Source organism: Ensifer adhaerens (assembly GCF_013283195.1).
Taxonomy (GTDB): Bacteria; Pseudomonadota; Alphaproteobacteria; order Rhizobiales; family Rhizobiaceae; genus Ensifer; species Ensifer adhaerens_G.
This window is the reverse complement of record NZ_JABEKT010000003.1, coordinates 329,886-350,189: the sequence shown is the minus strand read 5'-3', so window position 1 is coordinate 350,189 and position 20,304 is coordinate 329,886. Positions and strand designations below refer to the sequence as shown.

17 protein-coding genes and 1 pseudogene are annotated in these 20,304 nt (G+C 60.2%); 11 read left to right on the top strand and 7 right to left on the bottom strand.

Annotated features, from left to right (window positions below; all coding sequences use genetic code 11):
• Nucleotides 1-27 precede the first annotated feature (27 nt).
• Genes LPJGGPFB_RS24610 through acnA form a run of 5 tightly spaced genes read left to right on the top strand, consistent with a single transcriptional unit; the run spans nucleotide 28 to nucleotide 5,721 of the window.
• On the top strand, nucleotides 28-687 hold the full coding sequence (locus tag LPJGGPFB_RS24610) for an aspartate/glutamate racemase family protein (protein ID WP_173422568.1): 660 nt from the start codon (nucleotides 28-30) through the stop codon (nucleotides 685-687).
• A gap of 9 nt (nucleotides 688-696) precedes the next feature.
• Nucleotides 697-1,968: a 3-oxo-tetronate kinase gene (gene otnK, locus LPJGGPFB_RS24605; protein WP_173422567.1), complete on the top strand. Its 1,272-nt coding sequence runs from the start codon at nucleotides 697-699 to the stop codon at nucleotides 1,966-1,968.
• Nucleotides 1,965-2,612 carry a 3-oxo-tetronate 4-phosphate decarboxylase gene (gene otnC, locus LPJGGPFB_RS24600; RefSeq protein WP_345791070.1) on the top strand — a complete coding sequence of 216 codons (648 nt, stop codon included), beginning with the start codon at nucleotides 1,965-1,967 and terminating at the stop codon, nucleotides 2,610-2,612. Before otnK ends, otnC begins: the two co-directional genes overlap by 4 nt.
• On the top strand, nucleotides 2,609-3,094 hold the full coding sequence (gene rraA / locus LPJGGPFB_RS24595) for a ribonuclease E activity regulator RraA (protein ID WP_173422566.1): 486 nt from the start codon (nucleotides 2,609-2,611) through the stop codon (nucleotides 3,092-3,094). The genes otnC and rraA overlap by 4 nt, the downstream gene beginning before the upstream one ends.
• Nucleotides 3,095-3,102: 8 nt before the next feature.
• Nucleotides 3,103-5,721 (top strand): aconitate hydratase AcnA, encoded by a 2,619-nt coding sequence (gene acnA, locus LPJGGPFB_RS24590; protein ID WP_173422905.1) that lies wholly within the window; start codon nucleotides 3,103-3,105, stop codon nucleotides 5,719-5,721.
• Nucleotides 5,722-5,980: 259 nt separating this feature from the next.
• On the opposite strand, the gene LPJGGPFB_RS24585 is transcribed toward acnA, so the two are convergent.
• From LPJGGPFB_RS24585 to LPJGGPFB_RS24575, 3 genes are all read right to left on the bottom strand, one after another.
• Nucleotides 5,981-6,313, bottom strand: a complete 333-nt coding sequence (locus tag LPJGGPFB_RS24585) for a type II toxin-antitoxin system RelE/ParE family toxin (protein ID WP_173422565.1) — start codon at nucleotides 6,311-6,313, stop codon at nucleotides 5,981-5,983.
• Nucleotides 6,313-6,588, bottom strand: coding sequence for a type II toxin-antitoxin system Phd/YefM family antitoxin (locus tag LPJGGPFB_RS24580; protein ID WP_173422564.1), 276 nt, complete (start codon nucleotides 6,586-6,588; stop codon nucleotides 6,313-6,315). The genes LPJGGPFB_RS24585 and LPJGGPFB_RS24580 overlap by 1 nt, the downstream gene beginning before the upstream one ends.
• 288 nt (nucleotides 6,589-6,876) lie before the next feature.
• Complete coding sequence (locus LPJGGPFB_RS24575; RefSeq protein ID WP_234903033.1) at nucleotides 6,877-8,328, bottom strand: MATE family efflux transporter; 1,452 nt, start codon at nucleotides 8,326-8,328, stop codon at nucleotides 6,877-6,879.
• A 64-nt stretch (nucleotides 8,329-8,392) separates the two neighbouring features.
• Between LPJGGPFB_RS24575 and LPJGGPFB_RS24570 the strand changes: the two genes are divergently transcribed.
• On the top strand, nucleotides 8,393-8,740 hold the full coding sequence (locus tag LPJGGPFB_RS24570; RefSeq protein ID WP_173422563.1) for a MarR family winged helix-turn-helix transcriptional regulator: 348 nt from the start codon (nucleotides 8,393-8,395) through the stop codon (nucleotides 8,738-8,740).
• A 362-nt stretch (nucleotides 8,741-9,102) separates the two neighbouring features.
• Here the strand turns inward: LPJGGPFB_RS24570 and ftsZ are convergent, their stop codons facing one another.
• The 3 genes from ftsZ to LPJGGPFB_RS24555 are packed head-to-tail and all read right to left on the bottom strand — an operon-like array spanning nucleotide 9,103 to nucleotide 12,039.
• Entirely contained in the window at nucleotides 9,103-10,089 is a 987-nt protein-coding gene (gene ftsZ / locus LPJGGPFB_RS24565; RefSeq protein ID WP_173422562.1) for a cell division protein FtsZ, read from the bottom strand.
• A gap of 58 nt (nucleotides 10,090-10,147) precedes the next feature.
• Nucleotides 10,148-11,413 (bottom strand): beta-ketoacyl-ACP synthase II, encoded by a 1,266-nt coding sequence (fabF, locus tag LPJGGPFB_RS24560; RefSeq protein ID WP_173422561.1) that lies wholly within the window; start codon nucleotides 11,411-11,413, stop codon nucleotides 10,148-10,150.
• Nucleotides 11,414-11,460: 47 nt separating this feature from the next.
• Nucleotides 11,461-12,039, bottom strand: coding sequence for a TetR/AcrR family transcriptional regulator (locus LPJGGPFB_RS24555; protein ID WP_173422560.1), 579 nt, complete (start codon nucleotides 12,037-12,039; stop codon nucleotides 11,461-11,463).
• 97 nt (nucleotides 12,040-12,136) lie between these two features.
• Between LPJGGPFB_RS24555 and LPJGGPFB_RS24550 the strand changes: the two genes are divergently transcribed.
• The 5 genes from LPJGGPFB_RS24550 to LPJGGPFB_RS24530 all read left to right on the top strand — a co-directional run bounded on the left by LPJGGPFB_RS24550 (nucleotide 12,137) and on the right by LPJGGPFB_RS24530 (nucleotide 18,889).
• Nucleotides 12,137-13,243 carry an efflux RND transporter periplasmic adaptor subunit gene (locus LPJGGPFB_RS24550; RefSeq protein ID WP_173422559.1) on the top strand — a complete coding sequence of 369 codons (1,107 nt, stop codon included), beginning with the start codon at nucleotides 12,137-12,139 and terminating at the stop codon, nucleotides 13,241-13,243.
• On the top strand, nucleotides 13,243-16,377 hold the full coding sequence (locus LPJGGPFB_RS24545) for an efflux RND transporter permease subunit (protein WP_173422558.1): 3,135 nt from the start codon (nucleotides 13,243-13,245) through the stop codon (nucleotides 16,375-16,377). Before LPJGGPFB_RS24550 ends, LPJGGPFB_RS24545 begins: the two co-directional genes overlap by 1 nt.
• Nucleotides 16,378-16,480: 103 nt before the next feature.
• Nucleotides 16,481-17,065 (top strand): glutathione S-transferase family protein, encoded by a 585-nt coding sequence (locus LPJGGPFB_RS24540; RefSeq protein ID WP_173422557.1) that lies wholly within the window; start codon nucleotides 16,481-16,483, stop codon nucleotides 17,063-17,065.
• Between the two features lie 66 nt (nucleotides 17,066-17,131).
• A complete protein-coding gene (locus tag LPJGGPFB_RS24535) occupies nucleotides 17,132-18,232 on the top strand; it encodes an NmrA family NAD(P)-binding protein (protein WP_173422556.1) in 1,101 nt (366 codons plus the stop codon).
• Between the two features lie 36 nt (nucleotides 18,233-18,268).
• Nucleotides 18,269-18,889, top strand: coding sequence for a TetR/AcrR family transcriptional regulator (locus LPJGGPFB_RS24530; protein ID WP_173422555.1), 621 nt, complete (start codon nucleotides 18,269-18,271; stop codon nucleotides 18,887-18,889).
• 376 nt (nucleotides 18,890-19,265) lie between these two features.
• On the opposite strand, the pseudogene LPJGGPFB_RS24525 reads toward LPJGGPFB_RS24530, so the two are convergent.
• Nucleotides 19,266-20,061 (bottom strand): annotated as a pseudogene (locus tag LPJGGPFB_RS24525) (thiolase family protein); the annotation flags it as partial.
• Nucleotides 20,062-20,304 lie beyond the last annotated feature (243 nt).

The window sequence follows — 20,304 nt, the reverse complement described above, 5'->3', positions numbered from 1 at the left end:
GGCCGCCACTCTTTCTCTGGTGATCCCATGAACCGTCCCCGTATCGCGCTTATTCACGCAACCACCATCGCCATCGATCCGATCAAGGCCGCATTCGCATCCTCCTGGCCGCAGGCGGAGCCGATCAACATTCTCGAAGACAGCCTCTCGCCGGATCGCGCAAAGGTGGCTGAAATCACCGAAGCGCTGACCGATCGGATTGTGGCGCTCACGAAATACGCCCGCTCCACCGGCTGCGAAGCCGTGCTCTTTACCTGCTCCGCCTTTGGCCGGGCGATAGAGCACGCGGCTACCACCGTCGATATCCCGGTCCTGAAGCCGAACGAGGCGATGTTCGAGGCCGCGATCCGAAAGGGTGGCCGCACCGCCATGCTCTACACCTTTCCCCCGGCGCGGGAGGGCATGGAGGTGGAGTTCCGTGAAGAGGCTGATCGGCTGAATGCTGCGGCAGACATCGAAAGCATTCTTGTCGAGGGCGCCATCGAGGCGGTGAGGGCAGGGGATGTCGAAATCCACAACCGGCTGGTCGCTGCGGCTGCAGCGAAGCTCGAAGGCTTCGACGCGATCACGCTCGCCCATTTCTCGACGGCGCGCGCGCTGAAACCGGTGCAGGACGTCACGGATATTCCGGTCCTGACGAGCCCGGATGCCGCCGTCGCCAAACTGAAACATCTGCTGAAGGCTTGAGGTCTTATCATGTTGCTCGGCGTTATTGCTGACGATTTTACCGGGGCGAGCGATATCGCCAACACGATCTCCAAGGGCCTGCCCGGTCAGGGCGGCTTGAAGACGGCGCAGTTTCTCGGTGTCCCTTCCGAGGATGCGCCCGCCGATATCGAAGCGGGGGTCATTTCGCTGAAGAGCCGGTCGATCCCGGCGAAACAGGCAATCGAACAATCGCTGGCGGCGCTTTCCTGGCTGCTTGCCCAAGGCTGCCGTCAGATCGTCTTCAAATATTGCTCCACTTTCGATTCCACGCCGGAGGGCAATATCGGCCCTGTGGGCGAGGCGCTGGCCAGGGCGCTGGGCGTCAACGGCGTTGTGGCTTGTCCCGCTTTTCCGGGGGCGGGCCGTACAGTCTATATGGGACATCTTTTCGTGAAGGACCGGTTGCTGAATGAATCGGGCCTGCAGCACCATCCGCTCAACCCGATGAGTGATCCGGACATCCGCCGGTGGTTGACGAGACAGGTCGTGGACAAGGTTGGCCTCGTGACACAGGAGACCGTGCGAAGGGGAGCGGATGCGGTTCGCGCCGCGCTCGACGCAGCTTCCTACAACGGCGAAACACTCGTTATCGTCGATGCCACCTCCGATGACGATCTTGTCACCATCGCTACCGCCATTGCTGGTCACCGGCTTGTGACCGGCGGCTCGGGCATCGCGATTGGCCTCGGCGCCAATTTCATCCGCGCTGGCCTGGCCAAAGGCAATTCCGGTGGTTTGCTCGGCGCGGAGGGACCGGAAGCGATCCTTGCCGGCAGCTGCTCCGGCGCGACCCGTGAGCAGGTGGAGATCCATAGCCGGAACCACCCCAGTCTTCCGATCGACGTGCATTCCGTCATGGCCGGAGAGACCACGGCAAACACGCTGCTGGAGTTCCTGACCGGTCATCGCGGCAAGGCGCCGCTCGTCTATTCCTCCGGCACGCCGCAGGAGGTGGGTGCCTTGCAGGAACGCTACGGCCGACAAGCCGTGGCCGACCGGCTCGATGCGCTGTTCGCCGAGACGGCACAGAGGCTCGTGGCATCCGGCATTCGCCGCCTTGTTGTTGCCGGCGGGGAAACCTCCGGCGCGGTCGTTTCCGCCCTCGATCTCGGGGCCCTGACGATCGGCCCGGAAATCGATCCCGGCGTGCCCGTACTTCTGTCGGATGGCGATCAGCCGATCGCGCTTGCGCTGAAATCCGGCAATTTCGGTGCGCCGGATTTCTTCACGAAGGCGCTTGAAAGGTTGGCTGGGCGATGATGTCAGAAAGCAAGACCCGCGAGAATATCGTCCGGCTGTCGAAATCGCTGTTCGATCGCGGCTTCTCCGTCGGCTCCGCCGGCAATATCAGCGCGGCCGTCGAGGATGGTATCCTGATGACGCCGACTAATTCGTGCCTTGGATTTCTCGATCCGGCGCGGATCGGCAAGCTCGATCACCGGGGCAACTACGTGTCCGGCGACAAGCCATCTAAGGAGATCTTCCTTCACCGGGCATTCTATGAGACCCGTCCGCAGGCCGGCGCTGTCGTCCACCTTCATTCCACCTATGCGACGGCGCTGTCCTGCCTTTCCGATACCGACCCCGAAGACTGCATCCCGCCTTTGACCCCCTACGTCGTCATGCGTGTCGGCCGTGTCCGGCTGATCCCTTATGTGCGCCCCGGCGATGAAAAGGCCGGCGATCTCATCCGTGACCTGCGAGGCGCCTATGCCGCCGTGCTGCTCGCCAATCACGGTCCGGTGGTCACGGGCAAGGACATCGAGTCTGCTGTTTATGCGAGCGAGGAACTTGAGGAGACCGCCAAGCTCCTGGTCATGCTGCGCGGTGCGCCGGTCAGGATGCTTTCCACTAGCAATGTTCAGGAACTGAAAGCCGTTTTCGGCGAAGGACTTAAATCATGAAAACCGCCGATCTGGTCGATGCATTCGGTGACGACGTTTCCTTCTGCGACCTGCCCTTCATCAAGCTTGGACAGAAGAAGATGTTTTCGGGCGAGATCGAGACCGTTAAATGCTTCGAGGACAATGCGCTTCTGAAGGCGGAACTGCAGAAGCCGGGTCTTGGCAGGGTGATGGTCGTCGATGGCGGCGGCTCTATGCGGCTGGCCCTGCTCGGTGACCAGATAGCCCTGATCCTCAAGCAGAATGATTGGGCAGGTATCGTTATCAACGGTTCGGTGCGCGATAGCGCTGAGATCGACACTATGGATGTTGCGGTCTTCTGCCGCGCGGTGTCGCCCAAGAAATCGTCAAAGGATGGCGTCGGCAAGGTGTCCGTACCCGTCAGCTTCGGCAATGTCACGTTCCGGCCGGGAGACAATCTCTATGGCGACAGCGACGGCATTCTGGTCGCCGCGAAGCGTCTCGACGCGGAGCGTGGGTGAGCGACGCCATGATAGCGATTGCCAATATCACCGTCGGCTCCTCACGCTACGACATCATAGACCTTCCCGCCGAGGTGGGAGATGCGCTGGCGCGCCTGCCTTACATCCACCGCATCCTGCTCGAAAACGTGTTGCGCACAGCAGGCGAGGAGGTGGGTGCCGCGAAGCAGGCGATCCTTGATTGGCTGGAAACCGGCACAAGCGAGCGGGAGATCCCGTTTTTGCCCGGTCGCGTCCTGATGCACGACACCACCTGCGGTCCCGCGTTGGTGGATATCGCCGGCATGCGCTCCGCCCTTGCCGAAGCCGGCGGCGATCCGGCGCTTCTGAACCCCGTGGTTCCGGTCGATGTTTCCACCGACCACTCCATCGGTGTCGATGTGTTCGGCGAAGCCCGCGCGTTGGAGCGCAACATGACGCGCGAGTTCCAGCGCAACGCGGAACGTTATCGTTTCATGAAATGGGCGACCAATACGCTTGATGATTTCCGGGTGCATCCGCCGGGAACCGGCATTATGCACACCCTCAACCTTGAAAAACTGGCAACGGTCGTCGCGACCCGCGAAAGCGGCGGCCGGCACTGGGCGATGCCGGATACGCTGATCGGCACCGATAGCCATACGCCGATGATCAACGGCATCGGCGTGCTTGCCTGGGGCGTTGGCGGGCTCGAAGCCGAAAGCGTTTTCTTCGGCAAGCCGGTTGCCCTGCGCGTTCCCGATGTGGTGGGCGTGCGGCTCACGGGACGGCTGAAAGAGGGCGTGCTGGCAACGGATCTTGCACTTGTCGTGACGCATATCCTGCGCAAGACCGATCTGCAGGATAAGTATGTCGAGTTCTACGGCCCCGGCGTCTCCTCCCTGACGGCTGGAGACAGGTCCGTCGTCGCAAACATGACGCCAGAATTCGGCGGCAACAGCGGCTATTTCCCGATCGATGAAAAGACGCTTACCTATCTGCGCGCAACGGGTCGCGACGAGCAGCAAATCGAACTGGTCGAGAGCTATTGTCGTCGCGTCGGGCTGTGGTTCGATCCGGATACCGCGCCGCGCTACACGAGCACGATCGAGATCGACCTTTCACACGTCGAGCCCAGCCTGGCAGGACCAAGCCGCCCGCAGGACAGGCTGCCGGTGAGCGGCACGAAAGCAGCCATCGCTTCGATGAAGAGGAATGCGATCTCCATCCCGGACCAGCCGAACGACGGTGCGGTGGCGATCGCGGCCATCACCAGCTGCACCAATACATCCGATCCGAGACTGATGATCGCAGCCGGGCTGCTTGCTCGAAAAGCGCGCGCTTACGGCCTGCGTCCACCTCATTGGGTCAAGACCTCGCTCGCCCCCGGTTCGCCGACTGCAGAGCGGTATCTGCGCCGGGCCGGTTTGCTGGAAGATCTGGAAGCTGTCGGTTTCGGCATTGTCGGTTATGGCTGCACGACCTGCATCGGCAATTCTGGCCCGTTAACGGAGCCGGTTAGCAAGGCTATGACCGATCGTGGCATTCTTCCCGTCGCTGTTCTCTCCGGAAACCGGAACTTTCCGGGTCGTGTTCATCCCCATCTCGAAGCTGGTTTCCTGGCCTCCCCACCTATGGTGATCGCGTTCGCCTTGGCGGGAAGCGTCGAGATCGACATCATGAACGACTTCATCGGTTATTCGCGGGATGGCGAAGCTGTCACCCTGGCGATGCTCTGGCCGCAGAGCGCGGAGATCGACGACGCTCTCGCGCACGCGGTCGACAAGAACGACGTCACGCCGGCCTATGCAGAAGCAGAAGCCAGCCGCATGTGGCGGGACCTCGATGCGCCTGAAACAACGCTTTTCCCCTGGGATGAGACGTCTACCTACATTCGCCGGCCTCCCTTTGCCAGCCTCGGCAAAGGCAGCCTGCTCGGACACTACACGGCCCGTCCGCTGCTCTTCCTCGGCGACGATATTACGACGGATCATATCTCGCCGGCCGGCGCTATCCCGGCGGCAAGCGAAACAGGCGGGTATCTAACCGCGATGGGCGACAATCCGAACGACCTGAATGTCTATGCCTCCAGGCGTGGAAACTGGGAAGCCATGGTCCGCGGACTGTTCACCAACCGGGCTGTGCGCAACAGGCTGGGAGATGACATCCCTCCCGGCTCCACCATCTACTGGCCATCGCAGGAAATCCTGCCCTTGTGGGATGCCGCACAACGATATGCCTCCGAAGGTCAGCGCGTGGTCATCGTTGCCGGCGATCGATATGGCATGGGCTCTTCGCGGGATTGGGCGGCCAAGGGCGTTTCGCTCCTTGGTGTCAGCGCCGTCCTGGCCCTGAGCTTTGAGCGTATCCACCGCTCCAACCTCATCGGCATGGGCATATTGCCGATGCGGCTCCCTCCCGAGTTCGGGCCGGCAGCGCTTGATCTGAAATCAGGTGACACGCTGGAAATCGACGCGGAGATCGACCGCGTTTTCCCCCGGAGCCCGATCCCCGTGACGATCCGGCGCGCCGGCCGCGGAAATCTCTCCTTCGTGGCAACAGCCGCAATCGAAACAATGGCAGAGGTGGAGACGTTGAAAGCCGGGGGGATACTGCCTCTCATCGTAAGTGATAAGATGAAGGCATCGACGCGGATGGCGGAATATTAAACCTAACAAGTTGCATAATTCAATCTTACGCCTGAAATGCTGATTTGATCATGGTTGTTCCAGATTGATCGCATAATGTATCGACTGGAGCGTACTGTCGAACAAGCTTCAAGTCCGACCGACAGGAGGTCTTCGAGTTTCGAGAGTAGACGAACCTAGCATTTTAGCGGCACGGTTGAGCTGCGATTGATGGAGTCGTCCGACCACACTGAGCGCAACCGAAGTCAGGCCGCGATCGGTTGACCTTGAGGGATGGTTCTCACCTTGCTGTGCGAAACAGGCGCCTTTCAAGCAATGACTGCATGTCTCGGCGCCCGTCGGCGACGCAGTAAATGATCACATCCGAGCCGAGGATCCGGTAGATCATTCGCCACGGTTTGTGGTGTAGCTCGCGGTATTCGGTGATTCCGATCGGTGCGAGTTCCTTTGGAACGTTCCCTCGATCCGGCATATCCTCTAGGCTCGAGGCGGCCGCCTCGAGTTCGCCCAGTATACGATCTGCTGTTTCTACGCCTTCGCGGTTGGCAATGAACTGGTAGAGGTCCTCGATATCTTGTTCCGCGTCCTCGGAGAGTAAAACGGTATAAGGCATCAGGATCGGGAAACGCGATGTCGGATCCGCTTGAATGCTTCGGATGCGCGATCGACCTTGCCCGCTTCGACTTGCTTGTTGGTGAGCGCTAGCACCTTCAACAGAGCGATTGTCTCTTGGGTTTCCTCGTAAACGGTAACATCTTGGAGCACGGCTCTTGCCTCGCCATGCACCGTGAGTACGACAGGCTCACGATTTTCAGCCAGCGAACGAACGATCTCGGGCGCATGCGCCTTGAGATAGCTGATAGGTTTTACCTGCTGCGAGAGCTTCATACATCGGTCTCCAATTTGACCAGAAGATAGACCTTTAAATGGTCGAAGGCAATCTTTTGGGCTCAGCTCTGGCGGACGCTGGTCGGCTTAATATTGCTGACACATAGTGTTCGAGGTTCATATCCGTTCAAGGCGGCCCAGGAATATTTGAACACAATGCTGTTTTCTCCACTCGCCAGACGCCGTGATTGAGTCACTTGACTAACTCGCTTGGAAAATCCTTCAAGCCTGTGCGAGATGTTCGGTACGGAATGAACTGTTCGTGCGGCATGTGCCGGTGCAAGAGCTTCAATTCCACGTCTGTCGATAGATCGCGAGGGCTGTCAGCATGCCGTAAAGCGCTGCAGCCACTGCAACGATCCAATATAGTTGCGTGAGGTTGGCACCCCACAAAGCGACAGCGGACCAGCCCAGGAATGCGGCGACGACCATCCTGACCGTGCCAGCAAGCACCGGCAGGAACACGCGCTTTGCCGCCTGACTTGCGAAGTAAAGCGCAAGCCCCAGTCCCACGGCGCCATAGACCGGTGCCACGATGTGCAGATAGAGGGCCCCTTGCGCGACAACATCTGGATCATCTGTGAACAGCCCCATCCATAACTGCGGCCAGATCGCAACGACGAGACCGACGGTTGTCGAGAACGCAAACGCCATGCCGGCCCCCGTCCACGCAATTTTCCGCGCGCGCTCGATCTGGTTTGCGCCGATATTGATGCCGACCAGGGTGACGATGGCCGTGCCCAACCCGAACAAGATGGGGATCTGAAGATAATCAACACGCGACGCAATGCCGTAGCCTGCCAGCGCTTCCGTGCCAAAGCGGCCGGCGGTCGCCGTAACAAAAGTCACCGTGACATTAACCTGGACGGTGCCAACAGCGGACAGCAGTCCAACGCCGAGGATTTCCCCGAACAGGCGCCTTTCGAGCGGGACAGGCTTTATCTTGAGAACACTGCCGGCGCTGCGAAGGTGAGCAAACAGCCACATCGCTGTGATGAGATAGTAGACTGCGACCGCAAGCCCGGCGCCAGCGACGCCCAAAGCCGGAAACGGCCCCCACCCGAATATCAATGCGGGAGAGAGCGGAAGCAGGACGAAGGTTCCAGAAATGGTTACCACGGCGGGGAAGCGGGCATTGCCTGCTCCTCGGAGAGCCGAAGATATCAACGCTGTCAGCCAGATCGGCACGGAGGCGGAAAACACCACCATCGAGTAGGTCATGGCCGCCGATAAAGTCGCACCGGTTCCGCCCATCGCCGGGTAAAGCGTCGATCCGATCATGAAGCCCACTGCGGAGAAGATGACCCCGAGACCGCAGGCGAGCACGATCGAATGCCAAAGGAGGGCATTGGCATCGTCGTAGCGGCCGGCACCCGATGCGCGGGCGATTGCCGCCGCGGTTCCGCCACCGATCCCACCGTTCGCCATCATCTGCATCAGCATCAGGATCGGGAAGACCAGCGTGACGCCAGCGAGGGCTTCTGTGCCCAGAAAGCTGACGAAGTATGTCTCTGCCACGCCAACCATGGTCTGCACCACAAGGACGAGTACGGTCGGCGCCGCAAGACGCAGGATCGCAAGTGCAATCGGCCCGTTAAGTGCATGAGGAACATTTTTGCGCGACGTGGGAGACGGCGTTTGCGTCGACGATGTGCTGTTCATGGAGAATCCCTTCAACGCGACGAGCGCATATTGGCTTAGATTGTTGTCGGCATCTAAGTCAATATGGATTGCGTTCAAAATCTATGGGTCGAAAAGCCCAGCACTCTGCGCTTTGCATCACGGTCGCTATCGGACAGAAAAGATGAGCTTTATCCAAAACGACGACCTCTGTTCCGCCTTCCTTCGCCTTAACCGACGCCTGTCGCGCAAGATCAATGCGGCACTCAAAATCCATGAACTCACTGGAGAGCAGGCCGTAGTGCTTCAAACGATCGCTGCACTGGATTGCCCGCGGGTCACAGACCTGCGCATTGCGCTAGGTCTTGATCCATCGACGGTCTCGGCAAACCTGAAGCCGCTGTCGAAACGCCAGTTCGTGGCGATCACGGAAGATGTTGTCGACCGGCGCGTCCGGCGCGTGGAGCTGACGCCGCAAGGCCTCAGCCGGCTTCAATCGTCTCGGAAAATTCTGAAGACAAGAATGAGGTGATCAAAGTGAAGCTAGCAGCGCATGGTGTTCTGGAAGAGGTGATGGCCGCGCTGCGCATGCTGTCCTAACCCGGAGACCCGACGGGAGTTTTATCCGTTCGATGACTGCCTCATCGCAATCAGGAACATCGATCGAGCCAGTCGCTCAAGCGATCAGTCTGGGTCACCGCGTTCCTTCAAGATCGCCACTCTCTTTTCGAGGCTCGATACGCGCCTCTCCAGGCTGAGGAGATGGTCTCCTTGCAGATCATCGATACCGCCGAGCACCTCTTTCCAAATGCGCCATTTCGCCAAAAAAACGTTTCCACATCGTCATGCTTCGTCTCAATCGAAATTCCTGAATCCCAGCGCGACTACAATGCGCTATGCGACCCGCCCGATTGCGATCTCTTCGGACTGCAGGCCCGTCGCCACGATCGACACGCGCATCGTGTCTCCAAGGCCAGGGTCGAAGGCGGCCCCGAAGATGATTTCCGCCTCAGTGTCGACTGTTTCGCGAATGCGGCTGGCGGCCTCGTCGACTTCGTGCAAGGTGAGGTGCCGGCCAGCCGAAACTGAAACTAGAACGCCTCTCGCGTCGCTGAGGATGGCATCGCCGAACAGCGGGTTTTCGACCGCCGCCTTTGCGGCCTCGGCCGCGCGCTCGGGTCCGCTTGCCTCGCCGGTGCTCATGACAGCCCTGCCCATGCCCTGCATGACAGCCCGGACGTTGGCGAAATCGAGATTGACGATGCCTTCCTTCAAGATCAGGTCGACGACCGAGCTGACACCGGCATGCAGCACCGCATCCGCCATGGCGAAGGCCTCTGCCAGGGTCGTGTGAGGATTGGAAAGGCGAAACAGGCTCTGGTTTGGCACGACGATCACGGTATCCGCGCTCTGAACAAGCGCCTCGATCCCGGCTTTCGCCTGGCGCAAGCGGTGCGACCCTTCGAACACGAAGGGCTCGGTGACGACCGCGACGGTCAGAATGCCTGCCGCCCGAGCTGCGCGTGCGATGACCGGCATGGCACCTGTCCCGGTCCCGCCGCCCATACCGCCAGCCAGAAACAGCATGTCGGCGCTGGTAAGATACCCCATCAGATAGTCGATCGACTCCTCGGCCGCCGCCCGCCCGATATCCGGGAGCGAACCGGCGCCAAGTCCCTCGGTGAGCTGCGGGCCAAGCTGGACGATCTGCGGCGCCGATGATTTGGCAAGCGCTTGCGCGTCAGTATTGGCCGCGAGGAATTGCACCCCGGCAAGCTTTTTCGCGATCATGTTATCGACCGCGTTTCCACCACCGCCGCCGACCCCGATCACCGTGATTTTAGGCTTCTGGTCGGCCATACCGTGTTTAGCACTCATCATTGTTGTTATCCTCTTGCTGGCCGGGGTATCGAAAGGGACCATTGGCCGATCGAAGCGCCTACGCCCAGCGTTTGAACAAGGCGCTGGCGTTCACGCCACCAAAGCCAAACCCGTTCGAGATGGCGTAGTTCATCGGATGCGGACGCGCCCTCTTTGCAACGATGTCGATCCCGTCGCTTGCGGGGTCGGGAGCATTGAGGTTGAGCGTCGGCGGTGCGATCTGGTCTCTGAGCGCCATGATCGTAAAAATCGCCTCCAGACCGCCGGCCGCTCCAAGCAGGTGACCTGTTGCCGATTTCGTGCCACTCACGGCGAGGCCCGATCCCGTGCCAAACACCGATTTGATCGCTTCGATCTCGCCGCGATCCCCGACCTGGGTCGAGGTGGCATGAGCATTGAGATGCTGGATCTCTTCCGGCGCGATGCCCGCCTGCCTAATGGCGATCTGCATGGCGCGTGCGGCTCCGGAGCCGTCTTCAGGACCCGACGTGATGTGGTGGGCATCGGCTGTGGTGCCGTATCCAACCAGTTCGGCCAAAGGCTCGGCGCCGCGCGCGAGCGCATGGCTGAGAGATTCGATGACCAGCACGCCCGCACCTTCGCCCATGACAAAACCGTCGCGGAGCATGTCAAAGGGGCGCGATGCCAGCTCCGGCGTGTCGTTGAAGCCGGCAGTGAGAGAGCGTGCAGCTGCAAAGCCCCCGAGGCTTACCGTGTTGATGCAGGCTTCGGTCCCACCGCAGACAGCGATATCGGCCTCGTTCGAACGAATAAGCCTGGCCGCATCGCCGATCGCCTGGACACTCGCCGCGCAGGCCGTAACCGGCGCTCCGAGCGGCCCCCTGAAGCCATGACGGATGGAGACCTGGCCCGCCGCCAGATTGACGAGGAATGAGGGGATCGTGAACGGCGACAGGCGACGTGGGCCTTTTTGATCGACGGTCCTGACTGCATCGGTAATTGCCGGGAAGCCGCCGATGCCTGAGGCAATGATGGTTGCCGTTCTCATACGGTCCTCGTCTGAAGCGGGCTTCCACCTGGCCTGCGCCAGCGCTTCCTCGGCTGCTGCAATTGCCAGGAGGATGAAACGATCCACCTTGCGCTGATCCTTTGGCGGGAGGATGAGGTCGGGATTGAAACCTGCTTCCGGATCGTCTTCGATCGACGGGACAACGCCCCCGACCTTGGCCGGGAGATCGCCGACGATCTCGTCCGGGAGGCGACGAATGCCTGATTGACCGGCCAACAGCCGGGCCCAGGAACTGGTTACGTTTGCACCAAGCGGGCTTACCGCTCCCATGCCTGTGACGACGATACGACGCATGATGACTTCACCTGTACATGTAAAAGAAGGAATGCCGGCCGCGCGGTCTATTCGGTCGGGGCGAGGCGCTTGACCTCGTTGGCCGCCGCCTGAAGCAGCCGGTTGGACATATCCTCATCGGTTACAATTCTGGAAAGCGTGACCGCTCCAACCATCAGTGACAGCATGGCCATAGCCCTTTCCTCGGGATTGAATTCACTTCCTGCCGGCATCAGTTCTTCGATGACCTGCAGATGGCCTTTGATGCCGTCCTGGAAGGGCGTCCGGACTTCTTCACTTTGCCGAGCGGCGTCTGACCCGAGTGCCACGAGCGGGCAACCGTCACCCATCTCTCCACGATGGCCGGCCGACAGATAGAAATCGACAACGGCGTGCAGGGGATTGTTGCTGGATGCCGCGGCCGACGACCATCGGCGCGTTGCGCTCTCCATCGCCCGCCGGGAAGCGAGTGCGGCAAGGTCGTCCTTGGATTCGAACTGCTTGTAGAAGCCGCCCTGAGTAAGGCCGGCTCCCTTCATCAGATCCTTGAGACCGATCCCATCAAAACCGTGCTCGCGAAAGAGCCGGCTCGCCGCGTTGATAACAGCTTCCCGGTTGGCTTCAGCCTGGGCTCTGGTTACTCGCATTTGGCACTCCTTTTAGATTTCATTTGACATCTATATATGTTTTAGAGTTAGGATGCAATCTATTCCGAATACCTCGACCGTCAAGAAGGGTCAGCACATGAACAAGAAGTTTCTCCTCACCACCGCAGTGGTCATCGCCGGTGCAGCGACGGCGGCAGCCGTGTTCTGGCCTACGGAAAAGGTTTCGGCCGCCGCCGATCCAAGGACAGCTGCTCCGTTAGTTAGCGTCGTTAAGGTCAGGACACCCGATACCGTTTTCCGCAGCTTCACGGGCACGATCGCGGCAAGAGTTCAAAGCGATCTCGGCTTCCGCGTGCCGGGCAAGATAGTCGAGCGGCTCGTCAATCTCGGCGAAAACGTGAAAGCTGGGCAACCGCTGATGAAGATCGACGCAACCGATTTGCGTCTCGCACTGACTGCGAAGCGCAATGCGGCGGCGGCGGCACGCGCGAACTTCGTCCAGGCGAAAGCCGACGAGAAGCGATATGCTGCGCTGGTCAAAAGTGGCTTGGCGGCCACCCCGCAGAGATACGAGCAGGCCAAAGCGGATCTGGATTCGACGGCGGCGCAACTGGCAGCCGCGGAAGCCGAGGAGAGCGTAGCTGAGAACGAGGCTGCTTATACGCTTCTTCTGGCGGACGCTGACGGTTCGATTGTCGAGACCCTAGGCGAGCCGGGACAGGTGATTGCAGCCGGTCAGACCGTCGTCAAGCTAGCGAAAGCCGGCCCCCGCGAGGCGCTGGTCTGGATGCCAGAAAACCTGAGGCCGGAGCCCGGCGCGACGGCGCAGGCAAGCATCTATGGCCGTGACGCCTCGGAAAACGCGGTGCTGCGCCAGATATCCGCCTCGGCCGATCCCCAGACACGCACCTATGAGACGCGCTGGGTGTTGCAAGGTTCGGCTGCGGATGCGCCGCTGGGCGCGACCGTCACCATCAAGATCGCGAACGAGGATGCCCTTGCGCATGCCGAAATCCCGGTCGGGTCACTTCTGGACGACGGCGCCCGCACGGGAGCCTGGGTGGTCGATGATAAAGCCTCCAGCGTTCATTTCCGTGACGTCATAGTCGAACGGTTGGGCGAGGAAACAGCGATCGTGTCAGGCCTGAAGCAAGGAGAGGCGGTCGTCGCACTCGGCGCCCATCTTCTGACCGACGGTGAGACGATCCGCACCAGTGTCGAAAAAGCAGAGGCGGCAAACTGATGAGCTTCAATCTTTCCGCGCTTGCCGTTCGCGAGCGCGCTGTCACCCTGTTTTTTATCGTTCTCCTGGCCGCCGCGGGCGTCTATGCCTTTTTGAGCCTCGGGCGCGCGGAAGATCCGTCCTTCACCATCAAGACGATGACGGTGACGACAGTCTGGCCGGGTGCGAATGCCCGCGAGATGCAGGACCTCGTCGCCGAACCGCTCGAAAAGCGCATTCAGGAACTGACCTGGTATGATCGCGTTGAGACGACGACACGGCCCGGTTACGCTTATTTGACGGTGACACTGAGAGACGACACGCCGGCAAGTGCTGTCGAGGAGGAGTTCTACCAGGCGCGCAAGAAGCTGGGCGACGAGGCGCGCAACCTGCCGCGCGGCGTCTTCGGGCCCTTCATCAACGATGAATATTCCGATGTCAGCTTCGGCCTTTATGCGCTGAAGGCCAAGGGCATGCCGATGCGCGATCTGGTGCGTCAGGCTGAAACCATCCGGCAAGATCTCCTGCATGTGCCGGGCGTCAAAAAGATCAATATTCTCGGCGAACGGCCCGAGCAGATCTTCGTCGAATTCTCCTTCGCCAAGCTCGCGACACTCGGGATTTCCGCGCAGGATATTGCGTCAGCGCTCCAGAACCAGAACACCGTCACGCCTGCCGGCTCGATCGACACGCGCGGGCCGCAGGTGTTTATCCGCTTCGATGGTGCCTACAACAACATTCAGGCCATCGCTGATACCCCGATCGTTGCCGGCGGCCGTACCTTGAAACTGTCCGATTTCGCCGACGTCCGTCGCGGCTACGAGGACCCTGCCACCTATATTATCCGCCATGATGGCGAGCCGGCTATCATGCTCGGCGCCGTCATGCAGTCGGGATGGAACGGTCTGGAACTCGGCAAGGCGCTTGAGGAACGATCTGCGACCATCGCGCAGTCGCTTCCGCTCGGCATGACGCTGGCCAAGGTCAGCGATCAGGCCGTCAATATCCAGGAAGCAGTTGGCGAATTCATGATGAAGTTCGCCATGGCGCTTGGCGTCGTGCTCTTTGTCAGCCTGATTGCGCTCGGTTGGCGCGTCGGCATCGTCGTCGCGCTCGCCGTGCCGCTGACCCTTGCCGTCGTGTTCCTGATCATGCTTGAGACCGGCCGCTTCTTCGACCGCATCACGCTTGGCGCCCTCATCCTCGCACTCGGGCTTCTCGTCGACGACGCAATCATCGCCATCGAAGTCATGGTGGTGAAGATGGAAGAGGGCATGGACCGGATCAAGGCAGCCGCCTATGCCTGGAGCCATACGGCGGCGCCCATGCTCTCGGGCACGCTCGTCACCATCATCGGCCTGATGCCGGTGGGCTTTGCCAAATCGACAGCCGGTGAATATGCCGGCAACATCTTCTGGGTCGTGGGCTTCGCCCTGATCGTGTCCTGGATCATCGCGGTGGTGTTCACGCCCTATCTCGGTGTCAAGATGCTGCCCGACATCAAGCCGGTCGCCGGCGGCCACGAGGCGATCTATGGCACGCCGAACTACCAACGTCTGCGGTCCGTGATCAAGTTCGCGGTCCGGCACAAGTTTCTGACCTGCGCCGCCGTTGTCGTCGTCATGGGCGTTTCAGTTGTGGGAATGGGCAGCGTCAAGCAGCAGTTCTTCCCGACATCCGACCGTCCAGAGGTCCTGATTGAAGTGCGGTTGCCGGAAGGCACCAGCATCGAAACCACCACGACTACCGTGGAAAAACTCGAAAAGTGGCTGAAGCAGCAGCCGGAATCCAAGATCGTCACCAGCTATATCGGCCAGGGCGCGCCGCGCTTCTTCTTCGCCATGGCGCCGGAGCTGCCGGACCCCGCCTTTGCCAAGATCGTGGCGCTCACGCCAGATGCGCATGCGCGAGAAGAGCTCAAGCACCGCATGCGTGCCGCCATCGCCGACGGTCTTGCGCCTGAAGCCTCCGTGCGCGTTACCCAGCTCGTGTTCGGACCCTACACACCGTTCCCGGTCGAGTTCCGCGTCATGGGACCCGATCCGAAAAAGCTCTATGACATCTCCGAACAGGCACTCGCCATCATGAAAACGGTGCCGGACGTTCGCCAGGCCAATCGCGACTGGGGTAACCGCACGCCCGTGGTCCGTTTCGTACCGGATCAGGAAAGGCTTAAACTTATCGGCCTCTCGCCGGCAGAAGCGGCTCAGCAGATTCAACTCCTGTTGTCGGGCGTGCCGATCACCGAGGTCCGCGAGAACATTCGCAACGTTCCCGTCGTAGCCCGCAGCGGCGGAGACGTCCGCCTCGATCCCTCGCGGCTTGGGGATTTCTCCTTGATCAGCAGGGACGGTCGCGCCGTTCCTCTCGACCAGATCGGGCACTCCGAGGTGACGTTCGAAGAACCGATCATGAAGCGCCGCGACCGGACGTCGGTCATCACCATCCGCTCCGATATCAACGAGGCGACACAGCCGCCGGAGGTTTCGCAAGCCGTCATGAGGGCGCTCCAGCCGCTGATCGCCTCGCTTCCCGTCGGCTACCGTATCGAGATGGGGGGCAATATCGAAGAATCGATCAAGGCAAACACTGCCCTCGTCAAGATCTTCCCCCTGATGATCGCAGCGACGCTGATCGTGATCATTCTGCAGGTTCGCAGCCTGTCGACGATGACCATGGTCATGCTGACCGCACCGCTTGGCCTTGCCGGTGCTGTGCCAGCACTTCTGCTGTTCAATCAGCCCTTCGGCTTCAATGCCATCCTCGGATTGATCGGGCTCGCTGGAATTCTCATGCGAAACACGCTCATCCTGACGGAGCAGATCAAGGACAATCAGGCGGCAGGTCTCGATGACTACCACGCGGTGATCGAGGCAACCGTGCAACGAACCCGCCCGGTCATCCTGACGGCTCTGGCCGCGGTCCTCGCCTTCATTCCGCTGACCCACTCGGTCTTCTGGGGGTCGATGGCCTACACGCTGATCGGCGGTACGGCTGTCGGCACCTTGATGATCCTGCTGTTCCTTCCGGCACTCTACGCAGCCTGGTTCCGGATCAAGCCGACCGAGGACGATGCGGTGCACGCCGACCATGGCATCATGCGGCCGGAGGCGACCGGCCGCCCGGAGCCGAAACTGCATCTCGCAGCCGAGTGAAGCAATAGCCCTCTGGGGCGTCCCCGACGCTTCAGAGGGTCAAAGTCCCGCATCGCCGGTCTCTAGCTTTCACCGATCCACACTCACGACATACAGGTGCATCATGACCCCAATTGTATCTAGTTTCAAAACTCCGCCGGATGGCGGCCGGGGGTTCCACCGCGATATGCGCGTACGGTGGGCGCTGGAAGAAGTCGGCCAGCCCTATCGGCTGCGATTGCTGGCCTTCTCCGAAATGCGCCGTCCCGAGTACCGCGCGCTCCACCCTTTCAGACAGATGCCAACCTATGAAGACGGGGATCTGGTGCTGTTCGAGTCCGGCGCGATCGTCCACCACATTGCACAGAGTTACCCTGGTCTCTTGCCGCTGGATCCGAACGCCCGGTCGCGTGCGGTCATGTGGATGTTTGCGGCGCTGAACACGATAGAGCCCAGTCTCTCTTCACGCGATGCCGGCTATCTGTCTACCCGGCTTGGTCAACTCTCAACAAAGCTCGGTAACGCCGATTGGCTCGATGGAGACTTCAGTGCAGCTGATCTGTTGATGGTGACCGTCCTGCGCGCGTTGCATGGCGCGCATATTCTGGAGGGGTTTCTAAATCTGCAGCGGTACGTCGAGCGTGGCGAGGCCCGCCCGGCGTTTAAAAGGGCGCTGATAAAGTCTTCAAACCTTTCTCGCTCAGCGTGACCGCCTGAACCTGCATGCGGGGCATGGCTATTGCCTTTCCCCATCAAACATCTGAAGGAACCATCCATGTCATTTCAAACCAGACGGATTTTCGTCATCGGTGCCACCGGAGCGCAAGGCATGTCTGTCGTGCGTGGGTTGGTTGCGGATGGGAAATATAAGGTCCTGGCGCTCACGCGAGATGAAGCGTCGGAACGCGCGCAACAGCTTCACGCGTTGGGCAACGTAACCCTGCTGGAGGGTTCATTCGCAGACGAGGAGATCATTCGGAAAGGCTTTCAGACTTGCGACGGAGCCTTCGTCAATATTGACGGCTTCAACACCGGCGAAAAGACGGAAACCTTCCTCGCAATGAGAACGTATGAGATCGCCATCGAGGAGGGGATCAAATTCTTCGTCTTCGGGAACCTCGACTATGTCCTAAAAAAGTCGGGATACGACTCCCGCTTCCGCACCGGTCACTACGACGGCAAGGGCCGCATCGCCGAATGGATCCTGTCGCAAAACAAGTCCAATGCCGAAAGAATGGGCGCGGCAATTTTTACCACCGGCCCCTACATGGAGATGGCGTTCTCGCCCTTTACGCCGATGACGCCCAGGATCGAGGATGGCGTGGTGACCTGGGGGGTGCCGCTCGGTCAGGGCGCCGTCGTCCATGTCTCACTGGAAGATTGCGCATATTACGTCCGTTGGCTGTTCGACAATCCAGAGCGGTCTGTTGGAATGGACCTTGAGGTTGCGATCGAACACGTGCGTTACGACGAACTCGCCGCCGCATTCGAACGTGTGACCGGACATCCGGCACGCTACATCGATACCGATATTGACCAGTATTTCGGCGGTCCTCTCAAGAACGCCGCAGACCGGCCGGCTGGCTACAATGCGGATCCCGCCGACAGGAGCACGATGAGTTTCCGGGACAATTTTACCGGCTTCTGGAACATGTGGAAGCATGATGTCATCACGCGCGATTACCAGCTGCTCGATGAAATCCATCCGAACAGGCTGAAAACAGCCGAGGAATGGTTACGGCGGCATGAGGATCTCGCGCGTCTCAACGGTACACCGTCACTCTGGGACAAGCTCCAGCCAGAGGCGCTGAAAAACAGCTTCTCGGTTCTGAAAAGCAGCGAAGACCGGCAGCGAGGTCACCTTGGCGGCCTCTGATCCGCATGCGATCCCTACACGGAAAGTGTCCCTCGGATGACGGAGGTAGAGAAAGCTGAAGAGGGCGAGACCAGGGACCTTATTCTTGACCAGGCTGAAGCGCTGATCCGCCACATTGGGCGCAAGAAGACCAATGTGGCGGATATCGCCGAAAAACTCGGTATGAGCCGCGCCAACGTCTATCGCTTCCTTCCCACCAGGGCGGCAATCGATCGAGGCGTCTATGCACGGCATGCCGATCAGTCCCTGTCAGCCGCGCTTGCACGCTCTGAAACGTGCAGTCTACCCTCTGAACGGTTGGCGACCCTGCTTGAAGACCTCCACAAGCGCGTGCGGGACGATGCCGCGCACGCGCCAAACGTCCATGCGCTCTGCGTTGCCGCTTATCTGGAGGACTGGCCCGAAACGCGCCGGTATGTTAAGCGGTTGAGCGACGCGATTGTGCACATCCTTCGCGATGTGCAAAATCCCCCTGAGATGGTGTTGGATCGACACAGCGCTGCTCGGGCCGTCGTCGAAGCCATGATGTCATTCCTCCACCCGGCCCTGGTCGAGCAGCGTCTGCAGGGTGACCAGGAAATCGAGAATGCGCTGCGTTCGCAAATTGGATTTGTGTTGTGTGCTCTAGGGATCAAGGATTATCCGCGATCGATTTAGTCAGATCACTCTTCCATGCTCATTATCAACGTGCACCGCCGCAAGCGCATCCGCTTCGGAAGGAAAGATGAAAGGGTAAATCGTCGAACCCCGCCACAGCACGACACCGAGACAGGGCCCCCTCGATGCCCTCGACTGAAAACCGTGCTTCGAGCCGGTAAATTCAGGTTCGCCACCTCCGCATAAATCTCGGTATCGATCTCCAGCCAGAGTTCAGACGGTATCTTCTTTGCGGCAAGTGCTTGAGCCTCATCCTAGTAAGGATGCGGCTCAATTTCGCCACCGACTCTCTGAACCGCAACCACATAGCGTCTGCCTCGGGTCAGTCTGAGCAGCTTGAACGCGCTGGCGTCCATATTTGGCTTGAGAGCCTCGGTCACGCGCCAGCTGTTCGCCCGACTGCGATTGCCGTCGCTTCGCCACCGCCGATGCAAAGCGATGCGACCCCACGTGTGGGGCCACGGTGTGCCGGGGCTTGCAGCAGGGTAACGATAATGCGAGCACCGGTCGCACCAATTGGATGTCCGAGCGCACAAGCCCCACCATTGACGTTCAACCGCGTCCTGGGGATCTGCAGCTCTTTTGCCGCCGCCATGGCAATCACGGCAAATGCCTCGTTGATCTCAAACAGATCGACGTCGTCGACAGTCCAGCAGACCTTCGAAAGGAGTCTTTGGATTGCCGGTATGGGCGCGGTTGGGTACCAGGCAGGATCCTGGCTGTGCGTGACATGCGCCTTGATTTCCGCGAGGATGTGGAGGCCTTCTTTCAGCGCCAGCGAACGGCGCCGCAGCTCTCGTTCTGAGGCGCTTACAGTGGTTATCGTTCCATCCGGTTGGAAGGCCGGCCGAAGGGTCGGGATTTTTCGGGGAGACCTTGAGAGGATGCTCGTCGGTATGGACAATCACCTCTCCGGCTTTAGGCGGAACCGATACGAGCACGATCTTATCGACGAATTGTTTATGTTCGATTGCCGCCGCGGCACCCCGCAAATTCTCGACTGCGTACTCATCCTAGTCATCGCGGCTGAACTTGTACTTCGCGGCAGCCTTTTCCCCGAAATCGCCCATTGCACGGCCGGGCTCATAGGCATCTTCCAATCCATCAAACATCATATGGTCGAAGAAGGTGTTATGTTCGGCGCGGTAGCCTTGGCGTGCCTTTGGCAGCATAGCCGCTAAGGTGGCTCGTGAGATAGCGGCCCTTAAGCGCCGGCGGCTTTCGCTAAGTGGCAGGGTCTGGATGAATGCGCGCCCTCCGCCTCTGCCAACATATGGGGAGCAAATGGCGGTTTACGGGGAACTTCGGCCAGTGCGGCGGACGACCAACAGGGGCGCCTAAACCTGCCGCTCCCCGCGCACAGTCAGCTGCGGGCCTAATCGAGCTTTGAAACGCGTCCGCGACAAAGCCCACAG

Coding starts and splice junctions, on each gene's coding strand:
- LPJGGPFB_RS24570 (WP_173422563.1), top strand. CDS start 8,393: ATGAGCTTTATCCAAAACGACGACCTCTGTTCCGCCTTCCTTCGCCTT.
- LPJGGPFB_RS24585 (WP_173422565.1), bottom strand. CDS start 6,313: ATGCCTTATACCGTTTTACTCTCCGAGGACGCGGAACAAGATATCGAG.
- LPJGGPFB_RS24580 (WP_173422564.1), bottom strand. CDS start 6,588: ATGAAGCTCTCGCAGCAGGTAAAACCTATCAGCTATCTCAAGGCGCAT.
- acnA (WP_173422905.1), top strand. CDS start 3,103: ATGATAGCGATTGCCAATATCACCGTCGGCTCCTCACGCTACGACATC.
- otnC (WP_345791070.1), top strand. CDS start 1,965: ATGATGTCAGAAAGCAAGACCCGCGAGAATATCGTCCGGCTGTCGAAA.
- rraA (WP_173422566.1), top strand. CDS start 2,609: ATGAAAACCGCCGATCTGGTCGATGCATTCGGTGACGACGTTTCCTTC.
- LPJGGPFB_RS24540 (WP_173422557.1), top strand. CDS start 16,481: ATGACCCCAATTGTATCTAGTTTCAAAACTCCGCCGGATGGCGGCCGG.
- LPJGGPFB_RS24535 (WP_173422556.1), top strand. CDS start 17,132: ATGTCATTTCAAACCAGACGGATTTTCGTCATCGGTGCCACCGGAGCG.
- LPJGGPFB_RS24610 (WP_173422568.1), top strand. CDS start 28: ATGAACCGTCCCCGTATCGCGCTTATTCACGCAACCACCATCGCCATC.
- LPJGGPFB_RS24555 (WP_173422560.1), bottom strand. CDS start 12,039: ATGCGAGTAACCAGAGCCCAGGCTGAAGCCAACCGGGAAGCTGTTATC.
- ftsZ (WP_173422562.1), bottom strand. CDS start 10,089: ATGATGAGTGCTAAACACGGTATGGCCGACCAGAAGCCTAAAATCACG.
- LPJGGPFB_RS24550 (WP_173422559.1), top strand. CDS start 12,137: ATGAACAAGAAGTTTCTCCTCACCACCGCAGTGGTCATCGCCGGTGCA.
- otnK (WP_173422567.1), top strand. CDS start 697: ATGTTGCTCGGCGTTATTGCTGACGATTTTACCGGGGCGAGCGATATC.
- LPJGGPFB_RS24545 (WP_173422558.1), top strand. CDS start 13,243: ATGAGCTTCAATCTTTCCGCGCTTGCCGTTCGCGAGCGCGCTGTCACC.
- fabF (WP_173422561.1), bottom strand. CDS start 11,413: ATGCGTCGTATCGTCGTCACAGGCATGGGAGCGGTAAGCCCGCTTGGT.
- LPJGGPFB_RS24530 (WP_173422555.1), top strand. CDS start 18,269: ATGACGGAGGTAGAGAAAGCTGAAGAGGGCGAGACCAGGGACCTTATT.